The following is a 26,558-nucleotide window of genomic DNA, read 5'->3' as shown; positions in this document are numbered from 1 at the left end:
TGGCACCACAGATTGGCGCCATCCGGAAAATGGGGGGCCGAAGTGAGCTACTGTAGCGAGTTGACTGAGGTGAATGTGTGACCGCTTGCACCAACTGAGCGGCGCATCACTTTTTTTGTGCCAACGCCAGAGAGGGAAGCAGCCGCAGGGATTGGCCTAGAAGCTCATCGCCAGCCCGACGCCGTAGCCGCTGGTGTTGTGGCTGAACATATAGCGGGCTACCAGCCGGGTGCGGGTGACGAAGATATCGTACTTGCTGCTGTCGAGCTCCACCCCGAGGCCGAGGGAGTTGAGGGAGTTGAAGCCGAGCAGGCCGCGCTGCTCGCCCAGGTACTCGGTGCGGGCTCCCTCCATCACGTAGCGCACGGGTTTGCCCAGTAGCGTCAGATTGCCGATGGGGGCGCGCCGGCGCAGATAGAGGCCGAGGTTCTCGGCATTGGCCTGGCCGGTCACGCTGGCGGCGGTGCCGCCAAAGCTCTGCAGGTGCTGATAGGAGTAACGCAGCTCGGCGTCGATGTCCTGGCCGGGGGAAAACAGCTCGTAGTCGAGCATCATGGCGCCACCAAGGCCGTAAACGTCGAGCCGGCCGCCATCGAGAAAATCGAGGTTCTTGCAGGTGTACTGGCCCAGCAGCCAGTTGCCGATGCGCAGATCGCTCGCCACCGTGCCGAGGGTGACGTTGCCGATGGGACGCAGCACCCAGTTGCCGCCGTGGCTGTCCCGGTGCAGCCCTATGTCCCAGCCGATCCCGCCGGTGGCCGTCAGGCTGTTCCACTTGGTGGGAACGGTGCGGCTCTCGCTGCCGTTGCTGACCACGAACTGGGGATCGTAGCGGCTGAATCCCAGGGTTCCTTCCAGATAAATCGGCACGCTCTCGCTCATGGTGGCGCCGCCACCGATCTGGGTCATGTTGAGGGCCGAGGATTGATTGGTGCCGCTGCCGATGTTGATGTTGCTGGCGGTGATGTCGGGCACCACGGTAAAGGTCATCAGGGAGACCACGGCGTTGGCGCGCTGTTGCACCCGCGAGTCGTCGTCGGCCATGGCCTGGCAGCTGCACAGCAGGCCAAGCAGCAGGGCGGGGCGCAGTGGAAGGGAGAGAGGTGTGAACATGCCGGGATCCCGTGAAGCCTCTTCCGATGAGGCACGGTTACACTGTAGCGATTATTTGCTCGCTTGGCAGCCCCGCCGTGAGCCGGATGACGCCATTTGTGCCCATTCGTTCCCCGGCATCGCAGGTTGGTCACCCTGGCGAGCTTTTTCGCGCAAGGGAGAGGCGCAGAGGCAAAATCCATTAAACTCAATGGGTCACCTGTCCGGGAGTGTGGGTAAAGATGAAGATCAGCCGCAAGATTACGCTGACCATAGTGCTGACGCTGCTGCTGTTGCTGGGGGTCGGCTATGTCGGCCTTCATTATGTGGTCGGCAACAAATTTGGCGAGCTGGAGCGCATGAGCGTGGAGCGCAACCGCGAGCGGGTCTGGGCCGTGGTGCAGGCCGAACTTGGCCAGCTAACCATGCTGGGGCAGGACTGGTCCGAATGGGACGAGACCTACGCCTACATGGTGAGTCGCGATCCCGCCTATTTGGCGGCGAATCTCAACGTGCGCACCTTCGAGACCCTGGGGGTGGATCTGGTGGCCCTCTATGATGCGGACAAGCAGCCGCAGGCGGCGTTTGCCTATCATGGCGGCCAGCTGGTGACGCAGACGCCGGCCCAGCTGGCGCCCCTCACCGATTATCTGGTGCGCTACGGCAGCCTCAAGCCCAATGCCGGCATCTGGTTTGACGGCGAGCGCTACTACCTGCTGGCCGCCACCCAGATCCTGACCAGCGAGGGGGAGGGGCCGAGTCGCGGCACCCTGCTGCTGCTCAAGGCCTTCACCACCCGGTTGGTCCATCAGTTGCAAAAGCGCACCAATCTCTCGCTCTCCTTTTTGAGCCCGCAGCAGCTGGCCACCAGCCTGGGGGTCACCACCCTGGCCCGGCTCAGGGCCAACGACAGCCTGATCCTGCCGCAGGAGGAGCGGCTGCTCACCCTGGCCCAAATAGATACCCTGCAGGAGGACTCCCCCCTCATCTTTCGCTTCACCCTGCCACGGGATCTGATGCTGGAGGGCAAGGCCATCGAGCGCCACATCTTCTGGCTGCTGAGCCTGGGAACCTTGCTGTTCGGGGCTCTGGTGCTGCTGATCCTCAACGGCTATATCGCCGCCCGTCTGCAGCGGCTGAGCGCCAATCTGCGGCTCATCGGCGACGACGGCGCGGTGCGCCGGCTGCTGGTGGAGGGCAACGACGAGATCTCCCAGGTGGCGATTGACTGCAATCGGATGCTCGATCATCTGGACAGCCTGCGTCAGCGCCAGCTCGACAGCGAAGCCCGCCAGAAACTGCAGCACGGTGCCCTCATTCATCTGGCCAAGAGCGATCTGCTGAGCGGCGAGGATCCGGGCCAGGCGGCGCGCCACATCAACGAGGCGATCTGCTCCGGCACCGGCGCGGCGCGGGCCAGCGTCTGGTTCAGTGCCGAAGACAAGCAGAGCATGTACTGCCAGGATCTGTTCTTTTTGCCCAAGCTCCATCACCAGCAGGGCTTTCACCTGCCCTATGCCTTGATCCAGGGGCGCTACGAGGTCTCCAAACCCGAGCATGAGCCCTGCCTCATCCTGCGCGAGCCCTACGATCTGACGCGCTTTGGCGCCATGCTGGCCCAGCTTGGGCTGGAGGGGCTCTCCGGCACCATCCTGATGGCTCCCCTCAAGCAGGGAGATGAGCTGCTCGGCTTCATCATCGCCGAGCGGGCCAGACTGAGCGAGGTATGGCATCTCGACGAACTGGCCTTCGTGCTGTCGGTGTGCGATCTCTCGGCCCAGACCCTGCTCACCCTCACCAAGCTGCAGCGCCTCAAGCGCAGTTGACGCCGTTTTGCTGTCTGGGCCCCTCCAGCCGGAGCGGGCCCGTTTTTTTTGATGGCCCTGGCCGATTATCTCCCCTATCCATGACCTGTATTAATTTCTTGTTCACTTGGCCGGGTGTATAACGGGCCACCCTCAGGGAGAAAAGGGGTTGGCGACAGGGAGGGTCTGCCGCACCGGAGGCCGTCAGGCCGCCCAGGATGGATGCTCACGAAGTTGATGGGAGTCACCAGATGCAGGACATGCTGCTTGCCATATGGCAACAGGACTTTGACCAATTGATCCAGATGCAGGCGGTGGGCCTGCTCGTCACCTGCCTGGTGGTGATCCTTTTTCTCGAATCGAGTTTCGTGTTTCTGCCCCTGCCCGGCGACAGCCTGGTGCTGCTGGCCGGCGGGCTGGTGGGGATGGGGGTGCTCGGCCCCGAGGTGACGCTGCTCTACATGCCGCTGGCGGCGGGGCTGGGCAGCCTGATCGCCTATGTGCAGGGGCAGGCGCTGCACGGCACCGCCTTCATGGGCCACGTGGAGCGGATGATCCCGGATGGCAGCCTGCCGCGGGCCTCCCGCCTGCTGCACAACTACGGCTTCTGGGCCATGTTCTCCTCCCGTTTCGTGCCCTTCGTGCGGGTGCTGACCCCCATGCTGATGGGAGTCTCGCGGCTGCACCTGCCGCGGGTGATGATCGCCAGTTTTGCCAGCGCCTTCCTCTGGGCCCTGGTGCTGAGCCTGGTGGGCAAGGCCGTGATGGCGGCCCCGGTGTTTGCCCAGTATCACGAGCTGCTGACCAAGTGCCTGCTGGTAACCTCCCTCGGTCTGTTCGTCATCGCCATGGCCGCCATCGCCATCCGGCTGCTCAAGCGCCCGACCAACCGCATTCGCTGACCGGCCGGGGCAGGGGCCCTGCCATCTGTTGCTCTCACTCTTCATGGCGCCGCCGCCCCTGGCTGGCCGGCGCCCATTCACTCTGCAAGCAGGTACCTTATGTCATCCCACGACACCTTGACCCTTCGCCCCCTCGAGCGTGAGGATCTCAAGTTCGTCCATCAACTCAACAACAACGCCAGCATCATGCGCTACTGGTTCGAGGAGCCTTACGAGGCGTACATGGAGCTGGCCCAGCTCTATGACAAGCACATCCACGATCAGCATGAGCGCCGCTTCATCCTCGAGGTAGCGGGGGACAACGTGGGGCTGGTGGAGCTGGTAGACATCCGCAGCATCCATCGCCGCGCCGAATTCCAGATCATCATCGCCCCCGCCCATCAGGGGAAGGGCTATGCCAAGACCGCCACCTTGAAGGCGATGAAGTACGGCTTCAACGTGCTCAACCTGCACAAGCTCTATCTCATCGTCGATCGGGACAACGCCCGGGCGATCCACATCTATCAGGAGCTGGGTTTCGAGCCGGAAGGGGAGCTCAAAGAGGAGTTCTTCATCGATGGCCAATACCGCACCGCCATTCGCATGTGCCTGTTCCAAAGAGACTTCCTGGCCCAGAATGGTCGAGGTGGCTGAGCTCCCGTCTGGACGTGAAGGGCTGCTGGCGGGGCGTGTTCCCCTTGCCAGCAAGGCGGCCCTGGCCCCATGAAAAGGGCGCGTATTTGAGGCAGAATTTGCGCCATCTATCTGTTACACTTCGCGCCCGCCATTTTCCGGCCACTCTCTGACTTGATGTCAGGCACAGCCGTCGGTGGTCTGCACCGACTTTTCGCTCATGCCGAGCTAACCAAGCCAGCCACAGTCCAGCTGGAACACAGGAACCCATTATGAGATTTGAATCGTTCGATTTTGCCCCCGAGATTTTGCGCGCCATCTCAGAGTGCGGTTATCAGGAGATGACCCCTGTGCAGCAGCAGGCGATCCCGGCCATCCGCCGCGGTCGCGACGTGCTGGCCAGCGCCCAGACCGGTACCGGCAAGACCGCCGCCTTTGCCCTGCCCATCCTGCAGCGGCTGGTGGACAATCCGGCGCCGGTGCAGCCGTCCAACGCCCGGGTGCTGATCCTGACCCCGACCCGCGAGCTGGCGGCCCAGGTGGCGAGCAACATCAATGACTTCGCCAAGCATCTGGATATCACCACCCTCACCATCTACGGCGGTGGCAAGCAGGATGTGCAAGCCAGAAAACTGAAAGCGGGCGCTCACATCATAGTGGCGACCCCGGGCCGGTTGCTGGAGCACCTCACCGCCTGCAACCTGAGCCTCTCCGGTGTCGAGTGCCTGGTGCTGGATGAAGCGGACCGCATTCTCGACATGGGCTTCAGTGCCGATGTGCAGCAGATCCTGCAAGCGGTCAACAAGACCCGTCAGAACCTGCTGTTCTCCGCCACCTTCTCCGAGGCGGTGAGGAAGCTGGCCAACCTGATGCTGGACAAGCCCCAGATAGTGAGCGTCAACAAGCAGAACTCCACCGCCGATACCGTCAGCCACACCGTCTATCCGGTGGAGCAGAAGCGCAAGCGCGAGCTGCTCTCCGAGCTCATCGGCAAGCAGAACTGGCCGCAGGTGCTGGTGTTTGCCAGTACCCGCGAGAGCTGCGACGAGCTGGTGGCCGAGCTGAACCTCGACGGCATCAAGTCGGCCGTGGTGCACGGCGACAAGGCGCAGGGCAGCCGTCGCCGCGCCCTGCGCGAGTTCACCGAAGGCAAGCTGCGAGTGCTGGTGGCCACCGAAGTGGCCGCCCGTGGCCTGGACATCCCGGATCTCGAGTACGTGGTCAACTATGATCTGCCGTTCCTGGCGGAAGACTACGTGCACCGCATCGGCCGTACCGGCCGCGCCGGCAAGAGCGGCATGGCCATCTCCTTCGTCAGCCGTGAAGAAGAGCGCACCCTGCTGGAGATCGAAGCGCTGATCGGCCAGAAGATCCGCCGCATCATGGTGCCGGGCTACGAGGTGAGCAGCCGCGACGAGCTGATCAAGCAGTTGCAGGAGCGTCGCCGCTTCGGCAAGCGCCCGCAGCGGGAAGACAACGCCGCCGCCCAGGCCATGGCCGAGGCCAAGCTGCAGGGCCAGCGCCTCAAGCGCCTGGCTGCCGCCAAGAAGCCGCGCCAGCCGAAATAAGGCGCGCAGGCCGCTCTATTGAACCGCAAAGGCGCCACTGGCGCCTTTGCCATCTCTGTCATCGGTGTTGACCCCTGGTGGTCAACTCAAGGATTGCTTATGACCGCTCCTACCTACAATCAGGCCCTGTTCGAGATGGCCAGCCAGAGTCTGGCCGAACTGGCCCGCACCGCCGAACAGAAGGCTGGCAAGCGTACCCCGGCGCAAGAGAGCCACTTTCTCTGCACCTGGATGGCCGACTCCCTCAAGGAGAAGCGCTTCTCCCGGCTGGTGATGGAGGATTTGAAGGATTGGGTGCAGCTTGGCCGCACCCTGGGGGCCGGCGCCGATCTCAAGGGGCTGCTTGAGCGGATCATGGGTCAGTATGAGCGGGCCATGGCCGAGCCGACCGGGCTCGGCAGCCGGCTGGCCGCCCTGCTGGCCGAGCTCGCGGCCGAGGGTTGGTTAGTGATTACCGACAGCGAGGTGAGCGCCAAACTGCGCCTGCAATCGGGCGGTCAGCCGAGCCTCATCATCAGCGCCAGCGTGTATCAGGGCCACATCGAGGCGGGCGAGCTGGTGAAGCCGCTCACCCTCTACGTGCGCGGTGACGAGGCCCGGCTGGCACGGGCGGCCTTTGCCCACCGCCTGCTGCTGAGCCAGGGCAACAAGAAAACCACCCTGGTCAAGCACCACAAGGCTTACCGGCTGGTGCCGGGCAACGCGCAGCCAGCGCTGGCGCTGCTGGTAGGCCCCTGAGCTGGGTCTGCTTCATCTGTCTGATACCCCGGCCCGGTGCCGGGGTTTTTTATGAGCGTGGGGCGGGGTGGCAGGCAGGGGAAAGGGGGGAGAACACCGCGACTCTTGTCGCAGCAAGCGGGGACATTGGGCATTCCCCCTATCCTGGGGGGCGTCCCCCATATGGTGGGATGGTCGCGGAAAAAAACTGCTCTAGGGTGAGTGGGCCCCAAAGAGGGCCTTGAAGGAAGCAAACCGCCTGACAAGGCGACACTCAATGAATGAGGAAACATGATGAAAGCGACTCCCATTGCCCTGTTGCTGGCCGGCGTGCTGGCCTCCCCGCTCTGCGCCGCAGGGCTCGACGCCCAGCTCACCCTGGTGGATGGCAACAGTGACGACGTGCGCGTCAACCTGACCCTGACCAACAGCGGGGACAAGCCGGTTCGCCTGCTCAAATGGCAACTGCCGGGCAGCGAAGATGCCCCCCTGTTCCTGGTGGAGCGGGACGGCCAGCCGGTCAGCTACGAGGGGGCCCTGATCAAGCGGGCAGCCCCGACCGACAAGGACTTCCAGCTGCTCAAGGCCGGCCAGAGCCTGACGGTGCAGGCCGAGGTCTCCGGTCTCTACGACATGAGCGCCCAGGGCCAGTACAGCATCCGCTACCTGCTGCCGACGTTACCGCAAGAGGCGAAAGCCGCCAAGGCCAAGCAGGCCCAGACGAGCGAATCCAATGTGGTGACCCTGTGGGTGGACGGGGTGAGTGATGAGCGGGTGCTGGCCAAGGCAGCCCCCCTGGCCGAACCGCAGGCGGTGACCGCCTCGGTCAGCTTCAGCGGCCGCTGCACCAACACCCAGAAGAGCGACATCCTGGCGGCGCTCGATGCGGCCAGCGGCATCACCAACAACTCCAGCAGCTACCTGGCGGTGGACAAGCCGGAAGGCCAGCGTTATCGCAGCTGGTTTGGCGCCTATGATGCATCGCGCTGGGATCAGGCCGAGACCCACTTCAGCAAGATCAAGGATGCCATCGACAACAAGCCGCTCACCTTCGACTGCGGTTGCAAGCAGAGCTACTTTGCCTATGTCTATCCGGATCAGCCCTACAAGGTCTACCTCTGCAAGAGCTTCTGGACTGCACCGGTCAGCGGGACCGACTCCCGTGCCGGCACCATCGTCCACGAGCTGAGCCACTTCAACGTGGTGGCGGGCACCGACGATCTGGGTTACGGTCAGGCCAATGCCCGCAACCTGGCGAAGACGGATCCGGTCAAGGCGCTCAACAACGCCGACAACCACGAGTACTTCGCCGAGAATACGCCGAGCGAAAACTGATTTGCCGACCGGGGGCCGCAAGGCCCCTTCTTGTCCATGTTGTTTGTCACAGGAAGGAGCGACCATGATGACACTCTTGCTCACCACCCTGGCGCTGGCCCCCCTGCAGTGCGACCTGTCGGTCAAGGCACAAAGCCGGGTCAACGAGCCGCTGCCGCTGGTGATGACCCTGACCAACCGGGGGGAGGGACCGCTCGAGGTGCTGAGCTGGTTCACGCCGTTCGAAGGCTGGTTTGCCGATGCCATCGAACTCACCCTCGATGATCGGCCGATACCCTACAAGGGCCCGCTGGCCAAGCGCGGCAACCCGGGCGCCGAGGATTTCTTCTTGCTGGGGGCCGGTCAACAGAGCCAGGCCGACGCGGATCTGACTCTGGTCTACGATCTTTCCCACCCCGGCCGCTACCAACTGAGCTACCGCGCCCAGCCGCTGACCCTGACCCGGGGCGTGGCTCCCCGCTGCCCCGTCATTCACTTCACCCGGCTGCCCGCCTCCTAGGGCTGCCCCTGCGTACTACCTAGATGGCATCCGGCCCGGTGAGAGGCGCCAGCAGCCCCGCCGCGCGGGCGGCCACCGCCAGATAACGGTCTGCCAGCAAAGGCCTGGCGAGCCCCTCTCGCCAGCAGCAATGCACCAGCTTGATCACATGATCGTCAAGGCTCGCCACTGCCCGGGCCAGCACGTTTTGCCACGACAGCTTGCCGGTATCGGGCCAGACCGGCGTCTGCAGTGACGGCGCGCCGACCGTGACATAGGCGGCCGCCACCGCCTGCCACATCAGGGTCTGCCAGCGCGCTTGCCATGGCGCGGGCAGATAGCTGGCGATGATGGCGGCGGCGCGGCTGCCGGTCACCATGTGCAGTACGGTAAAATTGCCGGTCTGCCAGTAGAGGGCGAGGGCTGCGTCGGCCAGCTGCACCAGCAGATCCGATGATGCTACCTCGCTCGGCAACCCGCTCGCCCAGGTCGGCGCATCCGTCACCTGCCGCAGTCGCTCGGTGATCCACTCCCCCTGCCAGCATGCGCCTTCCCACTGCCGGGCCAGCGCGCTCAGCAGAGCGTCGATATCCTGCACCGGCGCCCGCTGCCCGGCCGGCACCCGCAAGGGTCTGCACTGCCAGGCGGCCAATGCGGCGGCCTGCTCTCCCTGATGGCCATTTTCCAGCGCGCAGGCAAGGCGGATCAGCGGATGGAAGGCGCCGCCGGCCGGTGAAAGACCCTGCTCCAACAGGCTGGCAAAGGTGGGCAGCCACCCCTCGTCGCCCAGCCGTGTTGCCAACTGCTGACGCAGCCGGACAAACTGCAGCTCCTCCTCATCCCCCTGCTGTTGTTCACCCCCCGGCAGGGCATAGTTGGCCTGCCAGTGTTCGAAGAACTGCTGCAGCTGGCGGGGATTGGCGCCCATCTCGTGCAGGGCGTGCAATGCCATCGGGCAGTGGTTGGTGGTGCCGCGTCCGTTGAGAGCAAAGGCTCGATTGGCATCGAGCAGATGATGAAGATCATGCATAATCATTTGACTCCTTTCATAAGGGGAGACAGGATTGTGCAAGTTAAAGCTAACTTGAGGTCAAGCGTGGCGATGGAACGCAAATGGCTGGCCATCGGCCAGATAGCCAAACGCTCGGGCGTCAAGGCCAGCGCCCTGCGCTTCTACGAGCAGAAGGGGCTGATTGGCAGTGTGCGCAGCGAGGGGGGCCGCGGCTCTATCCGCAGGATGTGCTGCGCCGCATCGCCTTCATCCGGGTGGCGCAGGGTATGGGGTTGAGTCTGGGCGAGATAGGGGAGGCTCTGGCCGGTCTGCCCGAGGGGCGCACCCCGGATCGCCGCGACTGGGACGGCATTGCCGGCCAGTGGCAGAGCCTGCTCGATCGGCGCATCACGGCGCTGCAGCAGCTCAAGGAGAAGCTTGGCGCCTGCATTGGTTGTGGTTGCCTCTCGCTGGAGCACTGCGCACTTTACAATCCGGATGATCAGGCCGCCGGGCAGGGCGAGGGGCCCCGCTACCTGCTGGGGGATACGCCACCGAGCGGGCCGGCAGCAAAATGATGAACATGAGGGGCGGTCCAACCATGCCATGCACCGGGCCGACTCGTTTACACCGTCAAGGAGGAGACATGGCACTGGAACAACTGAAACGGGAGTTGGAGCTGTTTGGCGAGCAGAATGACGGCGCGCAACAGTCCCGTGGCAGCAAGATGCTCAACATTACCCGCGATACCGGCGAGCTGCTGGCGGTGCTGGTACAGGCGAGGGGGGCCGATGCGGTGCTGGAGATCGGCACCTCCAACGGTTACTCCACCCTCTGGCTGGCCGAGGCAGTAAAACGGCTGGGGGGCCGGGTCACCACCATCGAGCTGGACGAGGGCAAACGGGCCATGGCGGCCGCCAACTTTCAGCGGGCCGGGCTCGACCCCTGGATTGAGCAGTTGGCGGGCGAAGCTGGCACGCTGCTACCCACCCTGCCGACGGCCGCTTACCCGCTCATCTTCCTCGACTCCGATCGCCAGCACTACCAGGCCTGGTGGCCCGAGATCCAGCGCCTGCTGGCCCCCCGCGGTCTGCTGGTGGTGGACAATGCCATCTCCCATCGGGAGGAGCTGGCCGGGTGGATGGCAGAGGTGGAGCAGGATCCGGCCTTCGCGACCTCGTTGGTGCCGGTGGGCAAGGGGGAGTGGTTGGTGGTGCGGTTGTAGGGGAGAGACATGGAAAACAAGACCATGGAACCAAAAGCAGTGGTGGAGGCCTACTGGCAGGCCATGCAGAGCAACGATTTCGTCAAGGCCTCCAGGTGGCTGAGCGATGACTTCCTCTGTGACTGGCCCCAGTCGGGGGAGCGGATCGAGGGGCGGGCCAACTTCGTCGAGATCAATCGGCGCTACCCGGCGGCCGGGCCTTGGAATTTCGATGTCGTCCGCCTGCTTGAGCAGGGGCGGGAGGTGGTGACCGAAGTGGTGATCACCGACGGTGAAGTCGAGGCGCGCGCCATCACCTTCCACACGGTGCGTGGCAATACCATCTGCCATCAGACCGAATTCTGGCCCGATCTCTACGAGGCGCCGCACTGGCGTCGTCACTGGGTCACCGCCATCCCGCGGGAGTCGCAACCCGCCTGACATGGTTTCCGCTGGCGGAGCGCCGCCAGCGGGGCCATTTCTCGGCCAGCCCGGTCACTATTTTTTCGTTATCCATTATTTCGCTAAATATCCCCGTATTTCATGGTTGGGTCATGCCATGAGCCACGTTATGTTTCATCCATACCGCCAGCAAGTATTATGAAACTTATTTCTGCCGATAATTAATTTAAACATGATAACCGGCTGTTTTTATTTTGTGGTGGTGGGCAAGTGTTCTGGATGTTCATAAATATAACGAGGTGAATAATGAAAAAACGGCACTCCCTGTTTTTAATTGCGGCACTTCCGCTGGCACTGATGACATCGGTACAGGCACAGTCAAGCCTGGCCGAGATCCAGCGGGCCGGGGTGATCAAGATCGGCACCGAAGGGGCCTATCCTCCCTTCACCTACCACGACAAGAGCGGCAAGCTGGTGGGCTTTGACGTGGAGATCGGCGAGCTCATCGCAAGCGGTCTCGGCGTGAAGCCGCAGTTCGTCGAGGGCAAGTGGGACGGGCTCATCGCCGGGGTGGACGCCAAGCGCTACGACCTGGTGCTCAACGAAGTGGCCATCACCCCCGAGCGGCTGAAAAAGTATGACTTTTCAGATCCCTACATCACCTCCAAGGCGGTGATCGTGGTGCACAGCGACAACCACAGCATCAAGAGTTTTGCCGATCTGAAGGGCAAGAAATCCTCCCAGTCGCTGACCAGCAACTTTGCCCAGCTGGCGAAAGCATCGGGCGCCGAGGTGGTGGCCACCGAGGGATTCAACCAGTCCCTCGAACTGGTGCTGACCGGGCGGGTGGATGCCACCCTCAACGACAGCCTCTCCTTCCTCGACTTCAAGAAACAGAAGCCGGACGCCAAGTTGAAGGTGGCGGCCATCGAGGCCAAGGGGGATCAATCGGGAGCCCTGCTCGCCAAGGGACAACCCGAGTTGCTGGCCGCCATCAATCAGGCGCTGCGCAATGCCAAGCAGGATGGCGCATATCAGAAAATATCGCAGAAATATTTCGGCACCGACGTCTCGCAATAATATCGCGGCAACATAATAACAACTGAGGATATTAACGTGCCGGCTTGGTTGCAGTTAATGATCGACTCTTTTTGGCCCCTGCTCAGTGCGGGGCTTATTTTTACCGTGCCACTCACCCTGATTACCTTCGTGCTGGGAATTGTGCTCGGCTTGTCGGTGGCGCTGGCCAGATTATATGGTCCGGCCCCGCTGGTGATGCTGGTCCGCTTCTATGTCTGGCTTATTCGGGGCACCCCGCTGCTGGTGCAGCTGTTTCTGATCTTTTACGGTTTGCCGAGCGCCGGCATCGTGCTGGATGCCTTCACCGCCGCCGTCATCGGTTTCACCCTCAACATCGGTGCCTACAGCTCGGAGATCATCCGTGCCACCCTGGCGGCGATCCCCAAGGGGCAGTGGGAGGCGGCCTATTCCATTGGCATGAACTGGCCCCAGGTGATGTGGCGGGTGATCCTGCCGCAGGCGGCGCGCATCGCGGTGCCGCCGCTCTCCAACACCTTTATCTCCTTGGTCAAGGACACTTCGCTGGCGGCGGCGGTGACCGTGCCCGAGTTGTTTCAGGCGGCTCAGCGACTTGCCTCCGTCACCTATGAGCCGCTCATCCTCTATGTCGAGACGGCCCTCATCTACCTGTTGTTCAGCTCGGTACTCTCCACCCTGCAAGACAAGCTGGAGCAGCGGTTGGCTTACAAAGAGACCCGGGAGGTCGCCCTATGATCCGCTTGAGTGGCATCGAGAAACAGTTTGCGGGGCAGCGAGTGTTGAAAGGGGTAGGGCTGGCGATGGCCGCGGGCAGCGTCACCGCCCTGATCGGCCCCTCCGGCAGCGGCAAGAGTACTTTGCTGCGCTGCGTGAACCTGCTGGAGCGACCCGATGCGGGCCAGCTGGTGCTGGGGGGCAGCGAGCTCGACTTTACCCGGCATCTGTCACGGCAAAGCGTGCTGGCCCTGCGCCAGCAGACCGGCATGGTGTTCCAGAACTTCCAGCTGTTCCCGCACATGACGGTGCTGGAGAACGTGATGGAGGGGTTGGTGACCGTGTTGAAGTGGCCCAGGGAGAGGGCGGCGGCGCGCGCCCTGCAACTACTCGACAAGGTGGGGCTCAGGCACAAGGTGGAGGCGGTGCCTGCCACCCTCTCCGGCGGTCAGCAGCAGCGGGTGGCCATTGCCCGGGCGCTGGCGCCGGCCCCCAAGGTGCTGCTCTGCGACGAGCCCACCTCGGCGCTGGATCCCGAGCTTGCCCAGGAGGTGGTGGCCGTGCTGCGCCAGCTGGCCAGTGAGGGCACTACCATGCTGATCGCCACCCATGACTTGCGCCTGGCGGCCCAGATCGCCCAGCAGGTGATCTTCCTGGAGGCCGGGGAGGTGGTGGAGGCGGGCAGTGCGCGCCAGATGTTCACCACCCCCAAGCGGGCACGTACCTTCGAATACATCTCCACCCTCACCGAGCGGCTACCGGAGAGCTGGAGCATCTAGCCGATTTTGGCTGATCGAGAACGATATAAAAAAACAGCCCCGCATGAGCAGGGCTGTTTGCATGATGGCTTGGTTGCGACGGCAGATCACACGGCCAGATAGTCCATGATCCCTTCGGCCGCCTTGCGGCCCTCATAGATGGCGGTCACCACCAGATCGGAGCCGCGCACCGCGTCGCCACCGGCGAACACCTTGGGGTTGCTGGTCTGGAAGGCATGCTCGGCCTGCTCCGAGGCCTTGATGCGATCCCGGCCGTCAAGCTCGATGCCGTGTTCCGCCATCCAGGGCTGGGGGTTGGGCTGGAAGCCGAACGCCATCACCACCGCATCGGCAGCCAGCACCTGCTCGGAGCCGGCGATCACCACCGGGTTGCGGCGGCCATTGGCATCGGGGGCGCCGAGCTCGGTGCTCACCACCTTGATGCCGCAGGTGCGGCCCTGGGCGTCCAGCTCGACGCCGACCGGCTGCAGGTTGAACATGAACTCAACCCCCTCTTCGCGGGCATTCTTCACCTCCCGCTTGGAGCCCGGCATGTTCTCCTCGTCGCGGCGATAGGCGCAGATCACCTTGTCGGCCCCCTGACGGATGGCGGTACGCACGCAGTCCATGGCGGTATCGCCACCGCCGAGCACCACTACCTGCTTGCCGGCGAAGTCGATGTAGTCGGCTTGCGCCTTCTCAAAGCCCAGCAGCCGGTTGGCATTGGCGATGAGGTAGGGCAGGGCGTCGTAGACTCCCGGTGCCTCCTCGTTGGCAAAGCCGCCCTTCATGTACTTGTAGGTGCCGACCCCGAGGAAGACCGCATCGAACTCGCCGAGCAGGTCGGCGAAGGTGACATCGCGACCCACCTCGGTCTCGAGACGAAACTCCACCCCCATCCCCTCGAAGATCTCGCGGCGACGCTGCATCACCTCTTTTTCCAGCTTGAAGGAGGGAATGCCGAAGGTGAGCAGACCGCCGATCTCCGGATACTTGTCGAACACCACCGGGGTGACGCCGCCCCGTGCCAGCACGTCGGCACAGGCGAGGCCCGCCGGGCCGGCGCCGATGACGGCGACCCGCTTGCCGGTCTTGACCACTTTGGAGAGATCGGGCTTCCAGCCCATCTCGAACGCCTTGTCGGTGATGTATTTTTCGATGTTGCCGATGGTGACGGCGCCGAAGCGATCGTTGAGGGTGCAGGCACCCTCACACAGTCTGTCTTGCGGACAGACCCGGCCACACACCTCCGGCAGGCTGTTGGTCTGGTGGGAGAGCTCCACCGCCTCCAGAATGCGCCCCTCGTTGGCCAGCTTCAGCCAGTTGGGGATGTAGTTGTGCACCGGGCACTTCCACTCGCAGTAAGGGTTGCCGCAGTCGAGGCAGCGATCCGCCTGCATGCCGACCTGGGCCTGGTTGAAGGACTCGTAGATCTCCACGAACTGGATCTTGCGGATCTTGAGCGGCTTCTTGGGCGGGTCGACCCGCTGCACGTCGATAAACTGAAATACGTTCTGGCTCATAGGGTTCCCTCCTTATTGCGCCTGGATTCTGAGTTCTGCACTGGAACGGCTGGTGTGGCCAAGCAGCGATTTGACGTCGCTGGACTTGGGTTTGATCAGCCTGAACTTGGGCACATAGGAGTCGAAGTTGGCCAGGATCTCCTCGGCACGCGAGCTGCCGGTTTCATTGAGGTGCGCCGTGATGATGCCGCGCAGGTGCTCCTGATGGATGGCAAGATCCGCCACGTCCAGCAGTTCTACCAGCTCGGGGTTGGTGCGCTTGGCGAAGTTACCGCACTCGTCGAGCACGTAGGCGAAGCCGCCGGTCATGCCCGCCGCGAAGTTGACGCCGGTGGTACCGAGCACGGTGACGATGCCGCCGGTCATGTATTCACAACCGTTGTCGCCAATTCCCTCGACTACCGCCAGCGCCCCTGAGTTGCGCACCGCGAAGCGCTCGCCGGCGGTACCCGCAGCGTAAAGTTTGCCGCCGGTGGCGCCGTAGAGGCAGGTGTTGCCGATGATGGCTGCCTCGTGAGATTTGAACGCCACGCCGACGTGGGGCTTGATCACCAGCTTGCCGCCGGTCATCCCCTTGCCCACGTAGTCGTTGGCGTCCCCGGTGAGGATCATCTCAAGGCCACCCGCGTTCCAGACGCCGAAGCTCTGGCCAGCGGTGCCATTGAAGTGAACCCGCACCGGATCGGCCGCCATGCCCTGGTTGCCATGGCGCTTGACGATCTCGCCGGACAGACGCGCCCCCACCGAGCGGTCGGTGTTGCGGATGTCGTAGCGAAACTCGCCGCCGCTCATGTTTTCCACCGCCTCCAGCAGATCTTCCACCATCTTGAGGTTCAAAGGCCCCTTGTCGAAGGTGGGGTTGTGCTGCTGGCTGAACAGACTGGAGCCTGCCGGTGCCACCGGGCTGGCCAGAATGCCGGAGAGATCCAGCTTGGCCTGACGGGCGGTGAGGCCGGGCAGCGCTTCCAGCAGGTCGGTACGACCGATAAGGTCGGTCAGCTGGGTGACGCCAAGTTGGGCCATCAGCTCGCGGGTCTCCTCGGCGATGAACTTGAAGTAGTTCATCACCATCTCTGGCAGGCCGGTAAAGTGCTCGCGACGCAGCTTCTCATCCTGGGTGGCGACGCCGGTGGCGCAGTTGTTCAGGTGGCAGATACGCAGGTATTTGCAGCCAAGCGCCACCATGGGGCCGGTACCGAAACCGAAGCTCTCGGCGCCGAGAATGGCCGCCTTGATGATGTCGAGACCGGTCTTGAGACCGCCGTCCACCTGCAGCCGCACCTTGTGACGCAGGCCGTTGGCGACCAGCGCCTGCTGGGTCTCGGCCAGGCCCAGCTCCCAGGGGGAGCCGGCGTATTTGACCGAGGTGAGCGGGCTCGCCCCCGTGCCGCCGTCGTAGCCGGAGACGGTGATGAAGTCCGCATAGGCCTTGGCCACGCCGCAGGCGATGGTACCGACGCCGGGCTCGGAGACCAGCTTCACCGACACCAGGCAGTTCGGGTTGATCTGCTTGATGTCGAAGATGAGCTGGGCCAGATCCTCGATGGAGTAGATATCGTGGTGGGGCGGCGGCGAGATCAGGGTCACGCCGGGCACGGAGTAACGCAGCTTGGCGATCTGGGCCGTCACCTTGTCACCGGGCAGCTGGCCCCCTTCGCCGGGCTTGGCGCCCTGGGCCACCTTGATCTGCACCACGTCGGCGTTCATCAGGTAGTGGGGGGTGACGCCAAAGCGCCCCGAGGCCACCTGCTTGATGCGCGAATTCTTCTCGGTGCCAAAGCGCTTGGGATCCTCGCCGCCTTCACCCGAGTTGCTCTGGCCGCCGAGCCGGTTCATGGCCACCGCCAGCGCCTCGTGGGCTTCCGGGCCCAGCGCGCCGATGGACATGGCGGCGGAGTCGAAGCGGGGGAACAGCTTGTCGGCCGGCTCCACCTGCTCCAGCGCCACCGGGTTGTCGACCTTCTTCAGGGTGAGCAGATCGCGCAGGGTGGCGACCGGCCGCTCGTTCACCAGGCGGGCGTACTCCTTGTAATCGGCGTAGTTGCCGGAGCGCACCGCCACTTGCAGGGTCTGCACCACGTCCGGGTTGTAGGTGTGGTACTCGCCACCGTGGACGAATTTGAGCAGGCCGCCCTGAGTGAGGGCCTTGCGGGCCAGCCAGGCCTGACGGGCCAGATTGAACTGATCCTGCTGGATGTCGGCAAAATCGGCGCCCTGGATGCGGCTCGATACGCCGCGAAAACACATCTCGACCACGGCTTTGGAGAGGCCCACCGCTTCGAACAGCTGGGAGCAGCGGTAGCTGGCCACCGTGCTGATGCCCATCTTGGACATCACCTTGTAGAGCCCCTTGTTGATGCCGTTGCGGTAGTTGAGCATGGCCTGGCGCAGGCTCATCTTGAGCACGCCCTCTTCTACCTGCTTGGCGAGCGTCTCGTAAGCGAGGTAGGGGTAGATGGCGGTGGCGCCAAAGCCCAGCAACACCGAGAAGTGGTGCGGGTCGCGCACGCTGGCGGTCTCCACCAGGATGTTGGCGTCGCAACGCAGGTTGTTGTCCACCAGGGTGCGCTGCACTGCTCCCACCGCCATGGCGGCCGGGATGGGCAGGGTGTCGGCACTGACGTCCCGATCCGAGAGGATCAGCAGCACGGTACCGGCCTTGGCGGCAGCCTTGGCCTCTTCACAGATGCGCAGGATGGCCGCTTCCAGGCCCTCTTCGGGTTTGAAGTTGAGGCTGATCACCTGATGGCGATAGTGCTCCCCTTCCAGCGCCAGCAGCTGGTGGAAGTCGGAGTAGAGCAGTATCGGTGACTGGAACAGCACCCGGTGGGCGTGGCCGAAGGTCTCGTTGAACACGTTCTGCTCGCGGCCGATACAGGTGGCCAGCGACATGACGTGGTTTTCCCGCAGCGGATCGATGGGCGGGTTGGTGACCTGGGCGAACATCTGGCGGAAGTAGTCGTACAGGGTGCGCTGGCTGGAGGAGAGCACCGCCATCGGGGTGTCATCCCCCATGGAGCCCACCGCTTCCTGGCCGTTTTCACCCAGTACCCGGATGATCTGATCCAGCTCCTCATAGGAGTAGCCGAACAGCTTCTGATAGGTTTTCAGCTGATCGTCGGAGAACTCGCGGGCGCCGGTGCTGGCGTCATCCATCTGCTCGAACGGCACCAGCCGCTTGCAGTGCTTGTCCATCCACTGCTTGTAGGTGTGACGGCTCTTGAGATCGTCATCGATCTCGAAGCTAGTCCAGATCTTGCCGTTGCTGGTGTCGACCACGAACAGCTCGCCCGGGCCGACCCGGCCCTTCTCCAGCACCTCGTCCGGGGTGTAGTCCCAGGTGCCCACTTCAGAGGCCAGCGTGATGAACTTGTCCTTGGTGATGACGTAGCGGGCCGGACGCAGGCCATTGCGATCGAGTGCGCAGGTGGCGTAGCGACCGTCGGTCATGACTATGCCGGCGGGGCCATCCCACGGCTCCATGTGCATGGAGTTGAAGTCATAGAAGGCGCGCAGGTCGTCATCCATGTTCGGGTGTTTCTGCCACGCAGGCGGGATCAACAGGCGCATGGCACGGAACAGGTCCATGCCACCGGCCAGGAACAGATCCAGCATGTTATCGAGGCTGGATGAGTCCGACCCCGTGGTGTTGACGAAGGGGGCGGCCTCTTGCAGATCGGGGATCAAGGGTGTGGCGAACTTGTAGCTGCGCGCCTTGGCCCACTGGCGGTTGCCGGCGATGGTGTTGATCTCGCCGTTGTGGGCCAGGTAGCGGAACGGCTGCGCCAGCGGCCAGCGCGGGCTGGTGTTGGTGGAGAAACGCTGGTGGAACACGCAGATGGCCGCCTGCATGCGAATGTCGGCCAAATCCAGATAAAAACGCGGCAAGTCCACCGGCATGCACAGCCCTTTATAGACGGTGACCAGGTTGGAGAGGCTGACCACGTAGAAGTAGTCGTCGCTGATACGCTTCTCGATGCGGCGGCGCACGATATAGAGGCGGCGCTCGAGATCCTTGTCGACCCAGCCGGGGGGGGCGTTGACAAAGACCTGTTCGATGCTGGGCAGGGAGGCCTTGGCGATAGGGCCGAGTACATTGGCATCGATAGGCACCTTGCGCCAACCGACCAGACTCAGGGTCTCCTTCTCCAGCTCTTCGTCGATGATATCGCGAGTGGCTTGCGCCAAGACGGGATCGGGGTTGAGAAACAGCATGCCGACCGCGTAGTTGCGGCCCAGGTGCCATCCCTTCTCTTCGGCGACAGCTCTGAAGAAGCTGTCGGGTTTTTGCAGCAACAGACCGCAGCCGTCGCCGGTCTTGCCGTCGGCGGAGATGCCGCCACGGTGCTGCATGCGAGCCAATGCTGACATCGCGAGACGGACAAGCTTGTGGCTGGCTTCACCTTCCATGTGGGCCAACAGGCCGAAGCCACAGTTATCCCTCTCCAGCTTTGGATCATATAGTGACATTGCATTTCTCCCTTGCTCGGCCTTGCATCGCACTGTCATCAACAGACTGCATAAATTGCGATTGGCTCTTGTGGTTCCGTCCGCCTGAGGTGGCGAATCTCCAAACTAATGGGATTTTTCGGCAAGGTCAATTGGACATCCCGGCTGTTTTCATTATCACAAACTCATAACAAAATGTCGGGGTGCGGGTCTATATGGGGTATTAACTGGCGATTGCTCTGGTTATTTTTGTTTTTGTGGAATTTTGTATTGTCATATTGGGCTTTACTGGTTGACTCAATGGGGGCAAGGATTTGTAGTAATTTTACCAATCCACTCGACAAGTGAATGGCCGAGATCACAATAACGAAGCAGATGGCTTGCATTTGCAAAACCACCGTCTATGAGGAAATTTTCATTATTCAACAAACTGTTAGAAGATGGTGTTGTGGTGGTGTTGAGCCTTCGTCAAATTGGGGATGAGTCTCGAAAGCGTCGATAACTACCCATTTGCTGATATTTATCCAGCTATTGGTGAATATTTATATGTTTTCCCGACTCTATCCTCTCTTGATCCAGCGCAGCGCTGCGCGCGGCCAAGCTCGTACAATGACGCCCCTTTACTGGAGGTGTCATGCAGTTACACGAACTCGTCAATACATTCGGCCAGGATCTCAAGCAGCGCCATGGCCAGAAGATCCACAAGCTCTCCATTCACGGTGCCTTCACCTGCCCGAACCGGGACGGCACGCTGGGCCGTGGCGGCTGCACTTTCTGCAATGTTTCCTCCTTTGCCGACGAGTCGGCCCAGCAGCTTTCGGTGGTGCAGCAACTGCTGGCTCGCCGGGATGAAGTGACCCGGGCCAAACGTTATCTCGCCTACTTTCAGGCCTATACCAGCACCTATGCCGAGGTGGAGTACCTGCAGCGCATGTATGAAGAGGCGCTGTCAGTGAGCGACATGGTGGGCTTGTGTGTGGGGACGCGTCCAGATTGCGTACCGGATGCGGTACTGGACCTGCTGGCCGGTTATCAGGCCCGAGGTTACGAGGTGTGGCTGGAGCTCGGGCTGCAGAGCGCCAACGACAGGACGCTGCAGCGCATCAACCGGGGCCATGGCTATGCCGCCTATGTTGACGCTGTGACCAGGGCTCATCAGCGCGGCATCAAGGTGTGCGCCCACCTGATCGTCGGTCTGCCCGGTGAAGTCGCCATGGACAGCCTGAATACGCTGCAGCGCATCGTGGAGACGGGGGTGGAGGGGATAAAGTTGCACCCGCTGCACGTGGTAGAGGGAAGCACCCTTGGCAAGGCGTGGCAGGCGGGTCGACTGGAGGTGCCGAGCCTGGCGCAGTATGTGGAAGCGGCGGTTGCCATGATCCAGCACACGCCGCCCGAGGTGGTATACCACCGCATCTCGGCATCGGCACGCCGTCCGACTCTGTTGGCGCCGGCCTGGTGCGAGAATCGCTGGACAGCCATGGCTGACATTGCTAGTGAACTGGCCCGCTCCGGCGCCCAGGGCCATGTGCTGGGGCACCCTTTTTCGCTTTCTGGCAATATCGGCTAGGTAATCAGATTTCATCAAAAAAACAGTGAGTTATTAGATGAAATTCAGTCTTTGCGGTATAGTTTCGGTAAAATTGTCTTGATATAGTACTTGGCTTGAAAAAGATATCATTATCAATAAGCTTGTATTATTTCCAATTTGGACGGGATATATCGGATATGGCGCCATCTTGTGTCGCGATCCGCAACCAAACTGCCCGTCTTGCCTTTGGGTGTAATGCCTATCAGGTCTGCCAATGACATTCAGTGTCATGTACCTGTGCTTAATGTGTATCAGGCTGTTGATCCCTTCTCGGGGAGCTCTGTTCTTTATGTCACGGGATCGTCTGCGCCAAACTGCGCCCGTGAAGCTTGAATATCGGTGTGGCGATAGAGCCGGCCCAATCATGCAGTGACAGGATGCTATGCAAGCAGAAACTAACCGTATTGACGAGTTGTTGGAGTGCCTGGTCTTTCTGACCCGCTTTTATGGGGTGCCCAACAGCAAGGATGCCCTGACGACCGGTTTGCCACTGGTGTCCGGCCTGCTGACACCCAACCTGTTTGGCCGTGCCGCCGAGCGGGGCGGACTGTCGGCCCGGGAAGTGATCCAGCCGCTTGCCGAAATCTCTCCCTTGTTGCTGCCTTGCGTGTTGCAGATGCGCAATGGCGGTGCCTGCATTCTGCTGGAGTGGAATGAAGACAGAAGCCAGGGCAAGGTCATCTTTCCTCAGGCGGGAGATGCGGCCCAGTGGCTCAATGCAGCCCAGCTGGGTGATGAGTATCTGGGAAGACTGTTTTTTGTCAAAAAGCAGTTCAAATTTGATGAGCGCTCCCCCAAGGTGCTGGAGACCCGTGACGGGCACTGGTTCTGGAGCACTCTGTTTGAATCCCGTGGCATCTATCGGGACGTACTGATCGCGTCCATCCTCATCAACCTGTTTGCCATCGCCAGCCCGCTGTTCACCATGAACGTCTACGACAAGATAGTGCCCAATCTGGCATTTGATTCCCTTTGGGTGCTTGCCGTCGGGGCCATGGTGGTGTTCACCTTTGATTTCGTGATGCGCCAGCTGCGCAGCTACTTCATCGACATCGCCGGTAAAAAATCGGATGTGCTGTTGTCGGCCAAGATCTTCGCCAAGGTGATGGGCATGCGGATGGAGTCGCGGCCGGCCTCGACCGGTGCGTTTGCCAAACATCTGCAGGAGTTCGAATCGGTACGGGAATTTTTTACCTCCGCCACCGTCTCTACCCTCATCGACCTGCCGTTCGCGGTCTTCTTCCTGTTCATCATCTGGATTTTTGCCGGGGTCATGGTCGTAGTGCCGATCGTCGCCATGCTGATCCTCATCATTTACAGCTTCTATATTCAGGCGCCGCTCAAGCAGTCCATCGAAGAGGGATCGCGGCTTGCTTCCCAGAAGAATGCCAACCTGATCGAGAGTATTTCAGGTCTTGAGACCGTCAAGATTTTCGGGGCCGAAAGCATGTTCCAGCATCGCTGGGAACAGGCTGTCTCCCATATCTCGACCTGGGGCGTGCAGACTCGCCGCATCACCAACTCCATGTCCTCGCTGGCCAGTTACATCCAGCAGGTGGTGACGGTGGCACTGGTGATTGTCGGCGTTTATCAGATTTCGGAAGGGCTGGTCACCATGGGGGGCATGATTGCCGCCGTCATGCTGTCAAGCCGCGCCATTGCGCCCATGGTGCAGTTGTCGGTGCTCTCCACCCGCTACAACCAGGCCAAGTCCGCATTGGAAATCCTGGAAAAAATCATGGTGACACCGGGTGAGCAGGAAGAGGGCAAACAGTACATCCACCATCCCGTGATCTCCGGTCGGATCGAATTTGACAATGTCTCGTTCAAGTACCCGGGAATGGAAACCAGCACGCTGCACAACATCAATCTGCGGATCGAGCCGGGCGAGAAGGTGGCCATCATAGGCCGGATCGGGGCGGGTAAAACCACGCTCGAGAAGATCTTGATGGGCTTGTATCGGCCTACCGATGGCTCGGTACGACTCGATGGGTTCGAGCTGGATCAGCTGCCGGCCTCGGTTATCCGGCGCAACATAGGTTGTGTCCCGCAGGACGTGACCCTGTTTTTTGGCTCGGTACGCGACAACATCATGCTGGGCAATCCGCTGGTGGACGATGTGCGGGTCATGCGGGCCGCCAAACGGGCCGGCGTCACCAACTTTACCAATCGGGATCCCAACGGACTGGATCGGCAGATCGGCGAGGGGGGCCGCCAGCTCTCGGGTGGTCAGCGCCAGGCTATTCTGCTGGCGCGAGCCTTGCTCAACGACCCCCCCATTCTGGTGATGGACGAACCCACGTCCAACATGGATAACCAGTCCGAGATGCAGGTCAAGCATGAGTTGGCACGATTGGGGCCGGAAACGACCCTGATCCTGATCACTCACAAAACCTCCATGCTCGATGTCGCTTCACGAGTCATCGTGGTTGAGCAGGGGCAGGTGGTGGCCGATGGGCCCAAAGAGGCTGTGCTGCAACAGTTGAAAGAGGGCAAGGTGCGTGTGCAGGAGGCGTCCAATGGCTAAATTTGGCCTGTTCAAGAAGGCGCCATCCGATACCGTACTGCCGGCACCGGAGCACCTCGAATTCGTCGATGACGGTGCGGCTGCGGTACTGCTGAGTACTCCGACTCGAGCCAGGGCATTGCTGTGGGCCTGCTTCCTGTTTTTCATGAGCGCCATCGTCTGGGCCGCCTGGGCCGAGCTCGATGAGGTCACCGTCGGACAGGGCAAGGTCATCCCTTCCCGTCAGTTGCAGGTGATCCAGAATTTGGAGGGGGGGATCGTCAAGGAGATCTTCGTCAAAGAGGGTGACATCGTTGAAAAAGGGCAGCCGCTCTTGCGTATCGATGATACTCGCTTCCGCTCCGATTTTCGTGAACGGGAGCAGGAGCTGGTGACCCTCAAGGGGGATATTGCCAGGCTGCGCTCCGAAATCCAGAGCGTGGTGGTCAAGACCGGCCCCAATCTGGGGTGGCGCGAGCAGGTCGTGGTCGACAAGCAACCCATCGATTTCCCGGATGGTTTCGAAAACGTCTTTGCCGAATATGCGGCTCGAGAAAAATCAGTTCAGGATGAGCGCCTCAACAACTTGAACAACCAGCTCTATATTCTGGGGCAGCAGATTGAACAGAAAGAGCAGGAGACCATAGAGCTCAACGCCAAGATCAGGACGGTGGCGCGTAGTGTGGATCTGGCGCGGCAGGAACTCAATATCAGCCGCCCCTTGGCCAAGGAGGGGATAGTACCTCAGGTCGAACTGATCAAGCTGGAACGGCAGGTCAACGAGATGCAGGGGGAATTGGAGAGCAACCGGCTGCTTATTCCCAAGCTCGATTCCGTGTTGCGGGAGACCATCTCCAAGCGCAACGACATTGCCTTGAAATTCCGGGCCGATTCACAGACCGAGCTCAATGAACGGCAAGGCAAATTGAGCCAGCTGTCCGAAGGCCAGGTTGGGCTGCGGGATCGGGTGGATCGCACCAGCGTTATTGCGCCGCTCAAGGGCACCATCAAGAAGCTCAAGATCAACACGCTGGGGGGGGTGGTGCAACCCGGCATGGATCTGATGGAAATTGTTCCGCTGGAAGACACTCTACTGGTCGAGGCCAAAGTGTCGCCCAAAGATATCGCGTTCTTGCGGCCAGGGCTGGAGGCCGTGGTCAAGATTACTGCCTATGACTTCACAATTTATGGAGGATTACATGGCAAGGTTGAACAGATAAGTGCTGACTCGATCCAGGATGAAGATGGCAACTCCTTTTACCTGGTACGAGTACGCACCGAGAAAAGTTACTTGGGCGATGAGCTTAACGCACTTCCCATCATCCCCGGTATGTTAGCCAGTGCAGATATTATTACTGGTAAAAAAAGTGTCCTAGACTATTTGCTTAAGCCGATTTTACGGGCAAAGCAGTCGGCACTGAGAGAACGATAAGCCAACAATCTAAAAACAACATGACTGGAGATACCATGAAGAAGACGATTGTTGCCATGTTAGTAAGTGGCGCCGTGCTGTTCCCGGGCCTTACCCAGGCCCAAACACTGGAACAGTCAGTGGCACAGTCACTGGCTACCCATCCCAAAATCAAGGAAGCTTTTGATCTCTATCAGGCGCGATTGTATCAGCATGATGGGGCCAAAGGTGGTTACTATCCCACCATCGATCTGCGCGGCGGTGTCGGCTATGAGAAGACTGACAGCCCGTCAACTCGTGCGGCTGGCGCGAACTCGACCACCATCGATGACTCCATGACCCGTAAAGAGGCCGGTATCAGCCTGCGCCAGATGCTGTTTGATGGTTTCAACGTCAGCAGCAACGTGGCTCGTACCGATGCCGAAGCCAATGCTCAGCGTTTGGCCATGATCTCCGAGGCGGAGAATACGGCCCTGCGCGTGGCTGAGGTGTACCTCAACATGCTGCGTCAGCAGGAGATCCTCGAGCTGTCCAAACAGAACCTGGAAACTCACGAGCAGATCCGCAGCGACATCAGCAAGCGGACCGATTCAGGCTTGGGATCCACGGCAGACCAGACCCAAATTGATGGTCGTGTCGCCAGAGCTTATGCCAATCAGGCGGCTGCCGAAAACAACTACCGGGATGCCGAGAGCGAATTCATCCGGGTAGTCAACGAGATGCCAAAAGATTTGGTTCAGCCGGTGCCGGATGCTCAGCTCATTCCGAGCAGCTTGGATGCCGCATTGAAGACGGCGACCGAAGTGCATCCGACCTTGCTGTCATCCTTGCAGGATATCGAAGCCGCCAAGTATCAGCATGAAGGCTCCAAGTCCGGTTTTTATCCCAACGTCACGTTTGAAGTGGATCAGAACTGGAACGAGGACATTGATGCAGTCAAGGGACGCAATGACGATCTGACCGCCATGGTACGCATGCGTTACAACCTGTTCCGTGGTGGTTCCGATCTGGCGCAGAGCAAGGCGACGTCGGCCCTCTATTCCCAGGCGAAAGATATTCATATGAATGCTTTCCGTCAGGTTGAAGAGGGAACTCGCCTGGCTTGGAACGCCAAAGAGTCTTTGACTAAGCAGAAGACCTTCCTGAAAGAGCACGTGGATGCCAGCTATGACACCGTACAGGCGTACAAGAAGCAGTTCGGGTTGGGCCAGCGAACCTTGCTGGACGTACTAAACACCGAGAACGAACTGTTTGAGGCCCGTCGCAGCTACATCACGGCCGAGTATGACTCCTTGCTGGCGGATTATCGGATCCTCAATGCCACTGGCAGTTTGCTCAATGCGTTTAATGTGAAGCAGCCAGCCGATTGGCAAGCTAAACAGTAATGAAGTGCGCATCAGGTTTGATGCGAGTAAAAGGGATGGCTGCAGCCGGGCTGCCG

The 26,558-nt window shown here is 61.3% G+C and carries 20 protein-coding genes and 1 pseudogene; 17 read left to right on the top strand and 4 right to left on the bottom strand.

Going from position 1 to position 26,558, the window contains the following annotated elements; translation table 11 throughout:
* Positions 1-156 precede the first annotated feature (156 nt).
* On the bottom strand, positions 157-1,113 hold the full coding sequence (locus E5E97_RS18735; protein ID WP_171280766.1) for an autotransporter domain-containing protein: 957 nt from the start codon (positions 1,111-1,113) through the stop codon (positions 157-159).
* A gap of 221 nt (positions 1,114-1,334) precedes the next feature.
* On the opposite strand from E5E97_RS18735, the gene E5E97_RS18730 reads away from it, so the two are divergent.
* From E5E97_RS18730 to E5E97_RS18700, 7 genes are all read left to right on the top strand, one after another.
* On the top strand, positions 1,335-2,918 hold the full coding sequence (locus E5E97_RS18730) for a CHASE4 domain-containing protein (RefSeq protein ID WP_171280765.1): 1,584 nt from the start codon (positions 1,335-1,337) through the stop codon (positions 2,916-2,918).
* Between the two features lie 230 nt (positions 2,919-3,148).
* The gene (locus tag E5E97_RS18725) at positions 3,149-3,799 is read left to right on the top strand and encodes a DedA family protein (RefSeq protein WP_011706529.1); all 651 of its coding nucleotides are present in this window, start codon (positions 3,149-3,151) and stop codon (positions 3,797-3,799) included.
* 99 nt (positions 3,800-3,898) lie between these two features.
* Positions 3,899-4,432 (top strand): spermidine N1-acetyltransferase, encoded by a 534-nt coding sequence (speG, locus tag E5E97_RS18720; RefSeq protein WP_016351180.1) that lies wholly within the window; start codon positions 3,899-3,901, stop codon positions 4,430-4,432.
* A 251-nt stretch (positions 4,433-4,683) separates the two neighbouring features.
* On the top strand, positions 4,684-5,979 hold the full coding sequence (locus E5E97_RS18715) for a DEAD/DEAH box helicase (protein ID WP_171280764.1): 1,296 nt from the start codon (positions 4,684-4,686) through the stop codon (positions 5,977-5,979).
* A gap of 99 nt (positions 5,980-6,078) precedes the next feature.
* Positions 6,079-6,717: a DUF2913 family protein gene (locus E5E97_RS18710; protein WP_171280763.1), complete on the top strand. Its 639-nt coding sequence runs from the start codon at positions 6,079-6,081 to the stop codon at positions 6,715-6,717.
* A gap of 270 nt (positions 6,718-6,987) precedes the next feature.
* The gene (locus E5E97_RS18705) at positions 6,988-8,031 is read left to right on the top strand and encodes a M35 family metallo-endopeptidase (protein ID WP_171280762.1); all 1,044 of its coding nucleotides are present in this window, start codon (positions 6,988-6,990) and stop codon (positions 8,029-8,031) included.
* A 64-nt stretch (positions 8,032-8,095) separates the two neighbouring features.
* On the top strand, positions 8,096-8,530 hold the full coding sequence (locus tag E5E97_RS18700) for a hypothetical protein (RefSeq protein WP_041217824.1): 435 nt from the start codon (positions 8,096-8,098) through the stop codon (positions 8,528-8,530).
* A 19-nt stretch (positions 8,531-8,549) separates the two neighbouring features.
* Here the strand turns inward: E5E97_RS18700 and E5E97_RS18695 are convergent, their stop codons facing one another.
* Positions 8,550-9,545, bottom strand: a complete 996-nt coding sequence (locus E5E97_RS18695) for a questin oxidase family protein (RefSeq protein WP_171280761.1) — start codon at positions 9,543-9,545, stop codon at positions 8,550-8,552.
* A gap of 66 nt (positions 9,546-9,611) precedes the next feature.
* Between E5E97_RS18695 and soxR the strand changes: the two are divergent.
* The 6 genes and pseudogenes from soxR (at position 9,612) to E5E97_RS18665 (ending at position 13,658) form a co-directional block, all read left to right on the top strand.
* Positions 9,612-10,078, top strand: a pseudogene (soxR, locus tag E5E97_RS18690) (redox-sensitive transcriptional activator SoxR).
* A 68-nt stretch (positions 10,079-10,146) separates the two neighbouring features.
* The gene (locus E5E97_RS18685) at positions 10,147-10,725 is read left to right on the top strand and encodes an O-methyltransferase (protein WP_171280760.1); all 579 of its coding nucleotides are present in this window, start codon (positions 10,147-10,149) and stop codon (positions 10,723-10,725) included.
* A 9-nt stretch (positions 10,726-10,734) separates the two neighbouring features.
* The gene (locus E5E97_RS18680) at positions 10,735-11,145 is read left to right on the top strand and encodes a nuclear transport factor 2 family protein (protein ID WP_017410892.1); all 411 of its coding nucleotides are present in this window, start codon (positions 10,735-10,737) and stop codon (positions 11,143-11,145) included.
* Positions 11,146-11,412: 267 nt separating this feature from the next.
* Complete coding sequence (locus tag E5E97_RS18675; RefSeq protein ID WP_171280759.1) at positions 11,413-12,186, top strand: amino acid ABC transporter substrate-binding protein; 774 nt, start codon at positions 11,413-11,415, stop codon at positions 12,184-12,186.
* 57 nt (positions 12,187-12,243) lie between these two features.
* Positions 12,244-12,900 carry an amino acid ABC transporter permease gene (locus E5E97_RS18670; RefSeq protein WP_017410894.1) on the top strand — a complete coding sequence of 219 codons (657 nt, stop codon included), beginning with the start codon at positions 12,244-12,246 and terminating at the stop codon, positions 12,898-12,900.
* Positions 12,897-13,658, top strand: a complete 762-nt coding sequence (locus tag E5E97_RS18665; RefSeq protein WP_171280758.1) for an amino acid ABC transporter ATP-binding protein — start codon at positions 12,897-12,899, stop codon at positions 13,656-13,658. The genes E5E97_RS18670 and E5E97_RS18665 overlap by 4 nt, the downstream gene beginning before the upstream one ends.
* An 86-nt stretch (positions 13,659-13,744) precedes the next feature.
* On the opposite strand, the gene E5E97_RS18660 is transcribed toward E5E97_RS18665, so the two are convergent.
* A complete protein-coding gene (locus tag E5E97_RS18660; protein ID WP_029300081.1) occupies positions 13,745-15,160 on the bottom strand; it encodes an FAD-dependent oxidoreductase in 1,416 nt (471 codons plus the stop codon).
* Between the two features lie 12 nt (positions 15,161-15,172).
* Complete coding sequence (gene gltB / locus E5E97_RS18655; protein WP_171280757.1) at positions 15,173-19,630, bottom strand: glutamate synthase large subunit; 4,458 nt, start codon at positions 19,628-19,630, stop codon at positions 15,173-15,175.
* A gap of 613 nt (positions 19,631-20,243) precedes the next feature.
* Here gltB and E5E97_RS18650 point away from each other — a divergent pair.
* The 4 genes from E5E97_RS18650 (at position 20,244) to E5E97_RS18635 (ending at position 26,502) form a co-directional block, all read left to right on the top strand.
* Positions 20,244-21,179: a TIGR01212 family radical SAM protein gene (locus E5E97_RS18650; RefSeq protein ID WP_171280756.1), complete on the top strand. Its 936-nt coding sequence runs from the start codon at positions 20,244-20,246 to the stop codon at positions 21,177-21,179.
* A gap of 403 nt (positions 21,180-21,582) precedes the next feature.
* The gene (locus E5E97_RS18645) at positions 21,583-23,727 is read left to right on the top strand and encodes a type I secretion system permease/ATPase (RefSeq protein WP_017410900.1); all 2,145 of its coding nucleotides are present in this window, start codon (positions 21,583-21,585) and stop codon (positions 23,725-23,727) included.
* Positions 23,720-25,138, top strand: coding sequence for an HlyD family type I secretion periplasmic adaptor subunit (locus tag E5E97_RS18640; RefSeq protein WP_011706512.1), 1,419 nt, complete (start codon positions 23,720-23,722; stop codon positions 25,136-25,138). The genes E5E97_RS18645 and E5E97_RS18640 overlap by 8 nt, the downstream gene beginning before the upstream one ends.
* Before the next feature lie 35 nt (positions 25,139-25,173).
* Complete coding sequence (locus tag E5E97_RS18635) at positions 25,174-26,502, top strand: TolC family outer membrane protein (protein ID WP_011706511.1); 1,329 nt, start codon at positions 25,174-25,176, stop codon at positions 26,500-26,502.
* The last annotated feature ends 56 nt before the right edge of the window (positions 26,503-26,558 follow it).

Source organism: Aeromonas sp. 2692-1, from assembly GCF_013085505.1.
GTDB classification, from domain to species: Bacteria; Pseudomonadota; Gammaproteobacteria; order Enterobacterales; family Aeromonadaceae; genus Aeromonas; species Aeromonas hydrophila.
The sequence above is the reverse complement of the archived record's forward strand: the minus strand, read 5'-3'. Positions and strand labels throughout refer to the sequence as shown.

What these genes read in the sequence shown, in the direction of transcription:
- E5E97_RS18735 (WP_171280766.1), bottom strand. Translation starts at nt 1,113, where the DNA reads ATGTTCACACCTCTCTCCCTTCCACTGCGCCCCGCCCTGCTGCTTGGC.
- E5E97_RS18730 (WP_171280765.1), top strand. Translation starts at nt 1,335, where the DNA reads ATGAAGATCAGCCGCAAGATTACGCTGACCATAGTGCTGACGCTGCTG.
- E5E97_RS18725 (WP_011706529.1), top strand. Translation starts at nt 3,149, where the DNA reads ATGCAGGACATGCTGCTTGCCATATGGCAACAGGACTTTGACCAATTG.
- speG (WP_016351180.1), top strand. Translation starts at nt 3,899, where the DNA reads ATGTCATCCCACGACACCTTGACCCTTCGCCCCCTCGAGCGTGAGGAT.
- E5E97_RS18715 (WP_171280764.1), top strand. Translation starts at nt 4,684, where the DNA reads ATGAGATTTGAATCGTTCGATTTTGCCCCCGAGATTTTGCGCGCCATC.
- E5E97_RS18710 (WP_171280763.1), top strand. Translation starts at nt 6,079, where the DNA reads ATGACCGCTCCTACCTACAATCAGGCCCTGTTCGAGATGGCCAGCCAG.
- E5E97_RS18705 (WP_171280762.1), top strand. Translation starts at nt 6,988, where the DNA reads ATGATGAAAGCGACTCCCATTGCCCTGTTGCTGGCCGGCGTGCTGGCC.
- E5E97_RS18700 (WP_041217824.1), top strand. Translation starts at nt 8,096, where the DNA reads ATGATGACACTCTTGCTCACCACCCTGGCGCTGGCCCCCCTGCAGTGC.
- E5E97_RS18695 (WP_171280761.1), bottom strand. Translation starts at nt 9,545, where the DNA reads ATGATTATGCATGATCTTCATCATCTGCTCGATGCCAATCGAGCCTTT.
- E5E97_RS18685 (WP_171280760.1), top strand. Translation starts at nt 10,147, where the DNA reads ATGGCACTGGAACAACTGAAACGGGAGTTGGAGCTGTTTGGCGAGCAG.
- E5E97_RS18680 (WP_017410892.1), top strand. Translation starts at nt 10,735, where the DNA reads ATGGAAAACAAGACCATGGAACCAAAAGCAGTGGTGGAGGCCTACTGG.
- E5E97_RS18675 (WP_171280759.1), top strand. Translation starts at nt 11,413, where the DNA reads ATGAAAAAACGGCACTCCCTGTTTTTAATTGCGGCACTTCCGCTGGCA.
- E5E97_RS18670 (WP_017410894.1), top strand. Translation starts at nt 12,244, where the DNA reads ATGATCGACTCTTTTTGGCCCCTGCTCAGTGCGGGGCTTATTTTTACC.
- E5E97_RS18665 (WP_171280758.1), top strand. Translation starts at nt 12,897, where the DNA reads ATGATCCGCTTGAGTGGCATCGAGAAACAGTTTGCGGGGCAGCGAGTG.
- E5E97_RS18660 (WP_029300081.1), bottom strand. Translation starts at nt 15,160, where the DNA reads ATGAGCCAGAACGTATTTCAGTTTATCGACGTGCAGCGGGTCGACCCG.
- gltB (WP_171280757.1), bottom strand. Translation starts at nt 19,630, where the DNA reads ATGTCACTATATGATCCAAAGCTGGAGAGGGATAACTGTGGCTTCGGC.
- E5E97_RS18650 (WP_171280756.1), top strand. Translation starts at nt 20,244, where the DNA reads ATGCAGTTACACGAACTCGTCAATACATTCGGCCAGGATCTCAAGCAG.
- E5E97_RS18645 (WP_017410900.1), top strand. Translation starts at nt 21,583, where the DNA reads ATGCAAGCAGAAACTAACCGTATTGACGAGTTGTTGGAGTGCCTGGTC.
- E5E97_RS18640 (WP_011706512.1), top strand. Translation starts at nt 23,720, where the DNA reads ATGGCTAAATTTGGCCTGTTCAAGAAGGCGCCATCCGATACCGTACTG.
- E5E97_RS18635 (WP_011706511.1), top strand. Translation starts at nt 25,174, where the DNA reads ATGAAGAAGACGATTGTTGCCATGTTAGTAAGTGGCGCCGTGCTGTTC.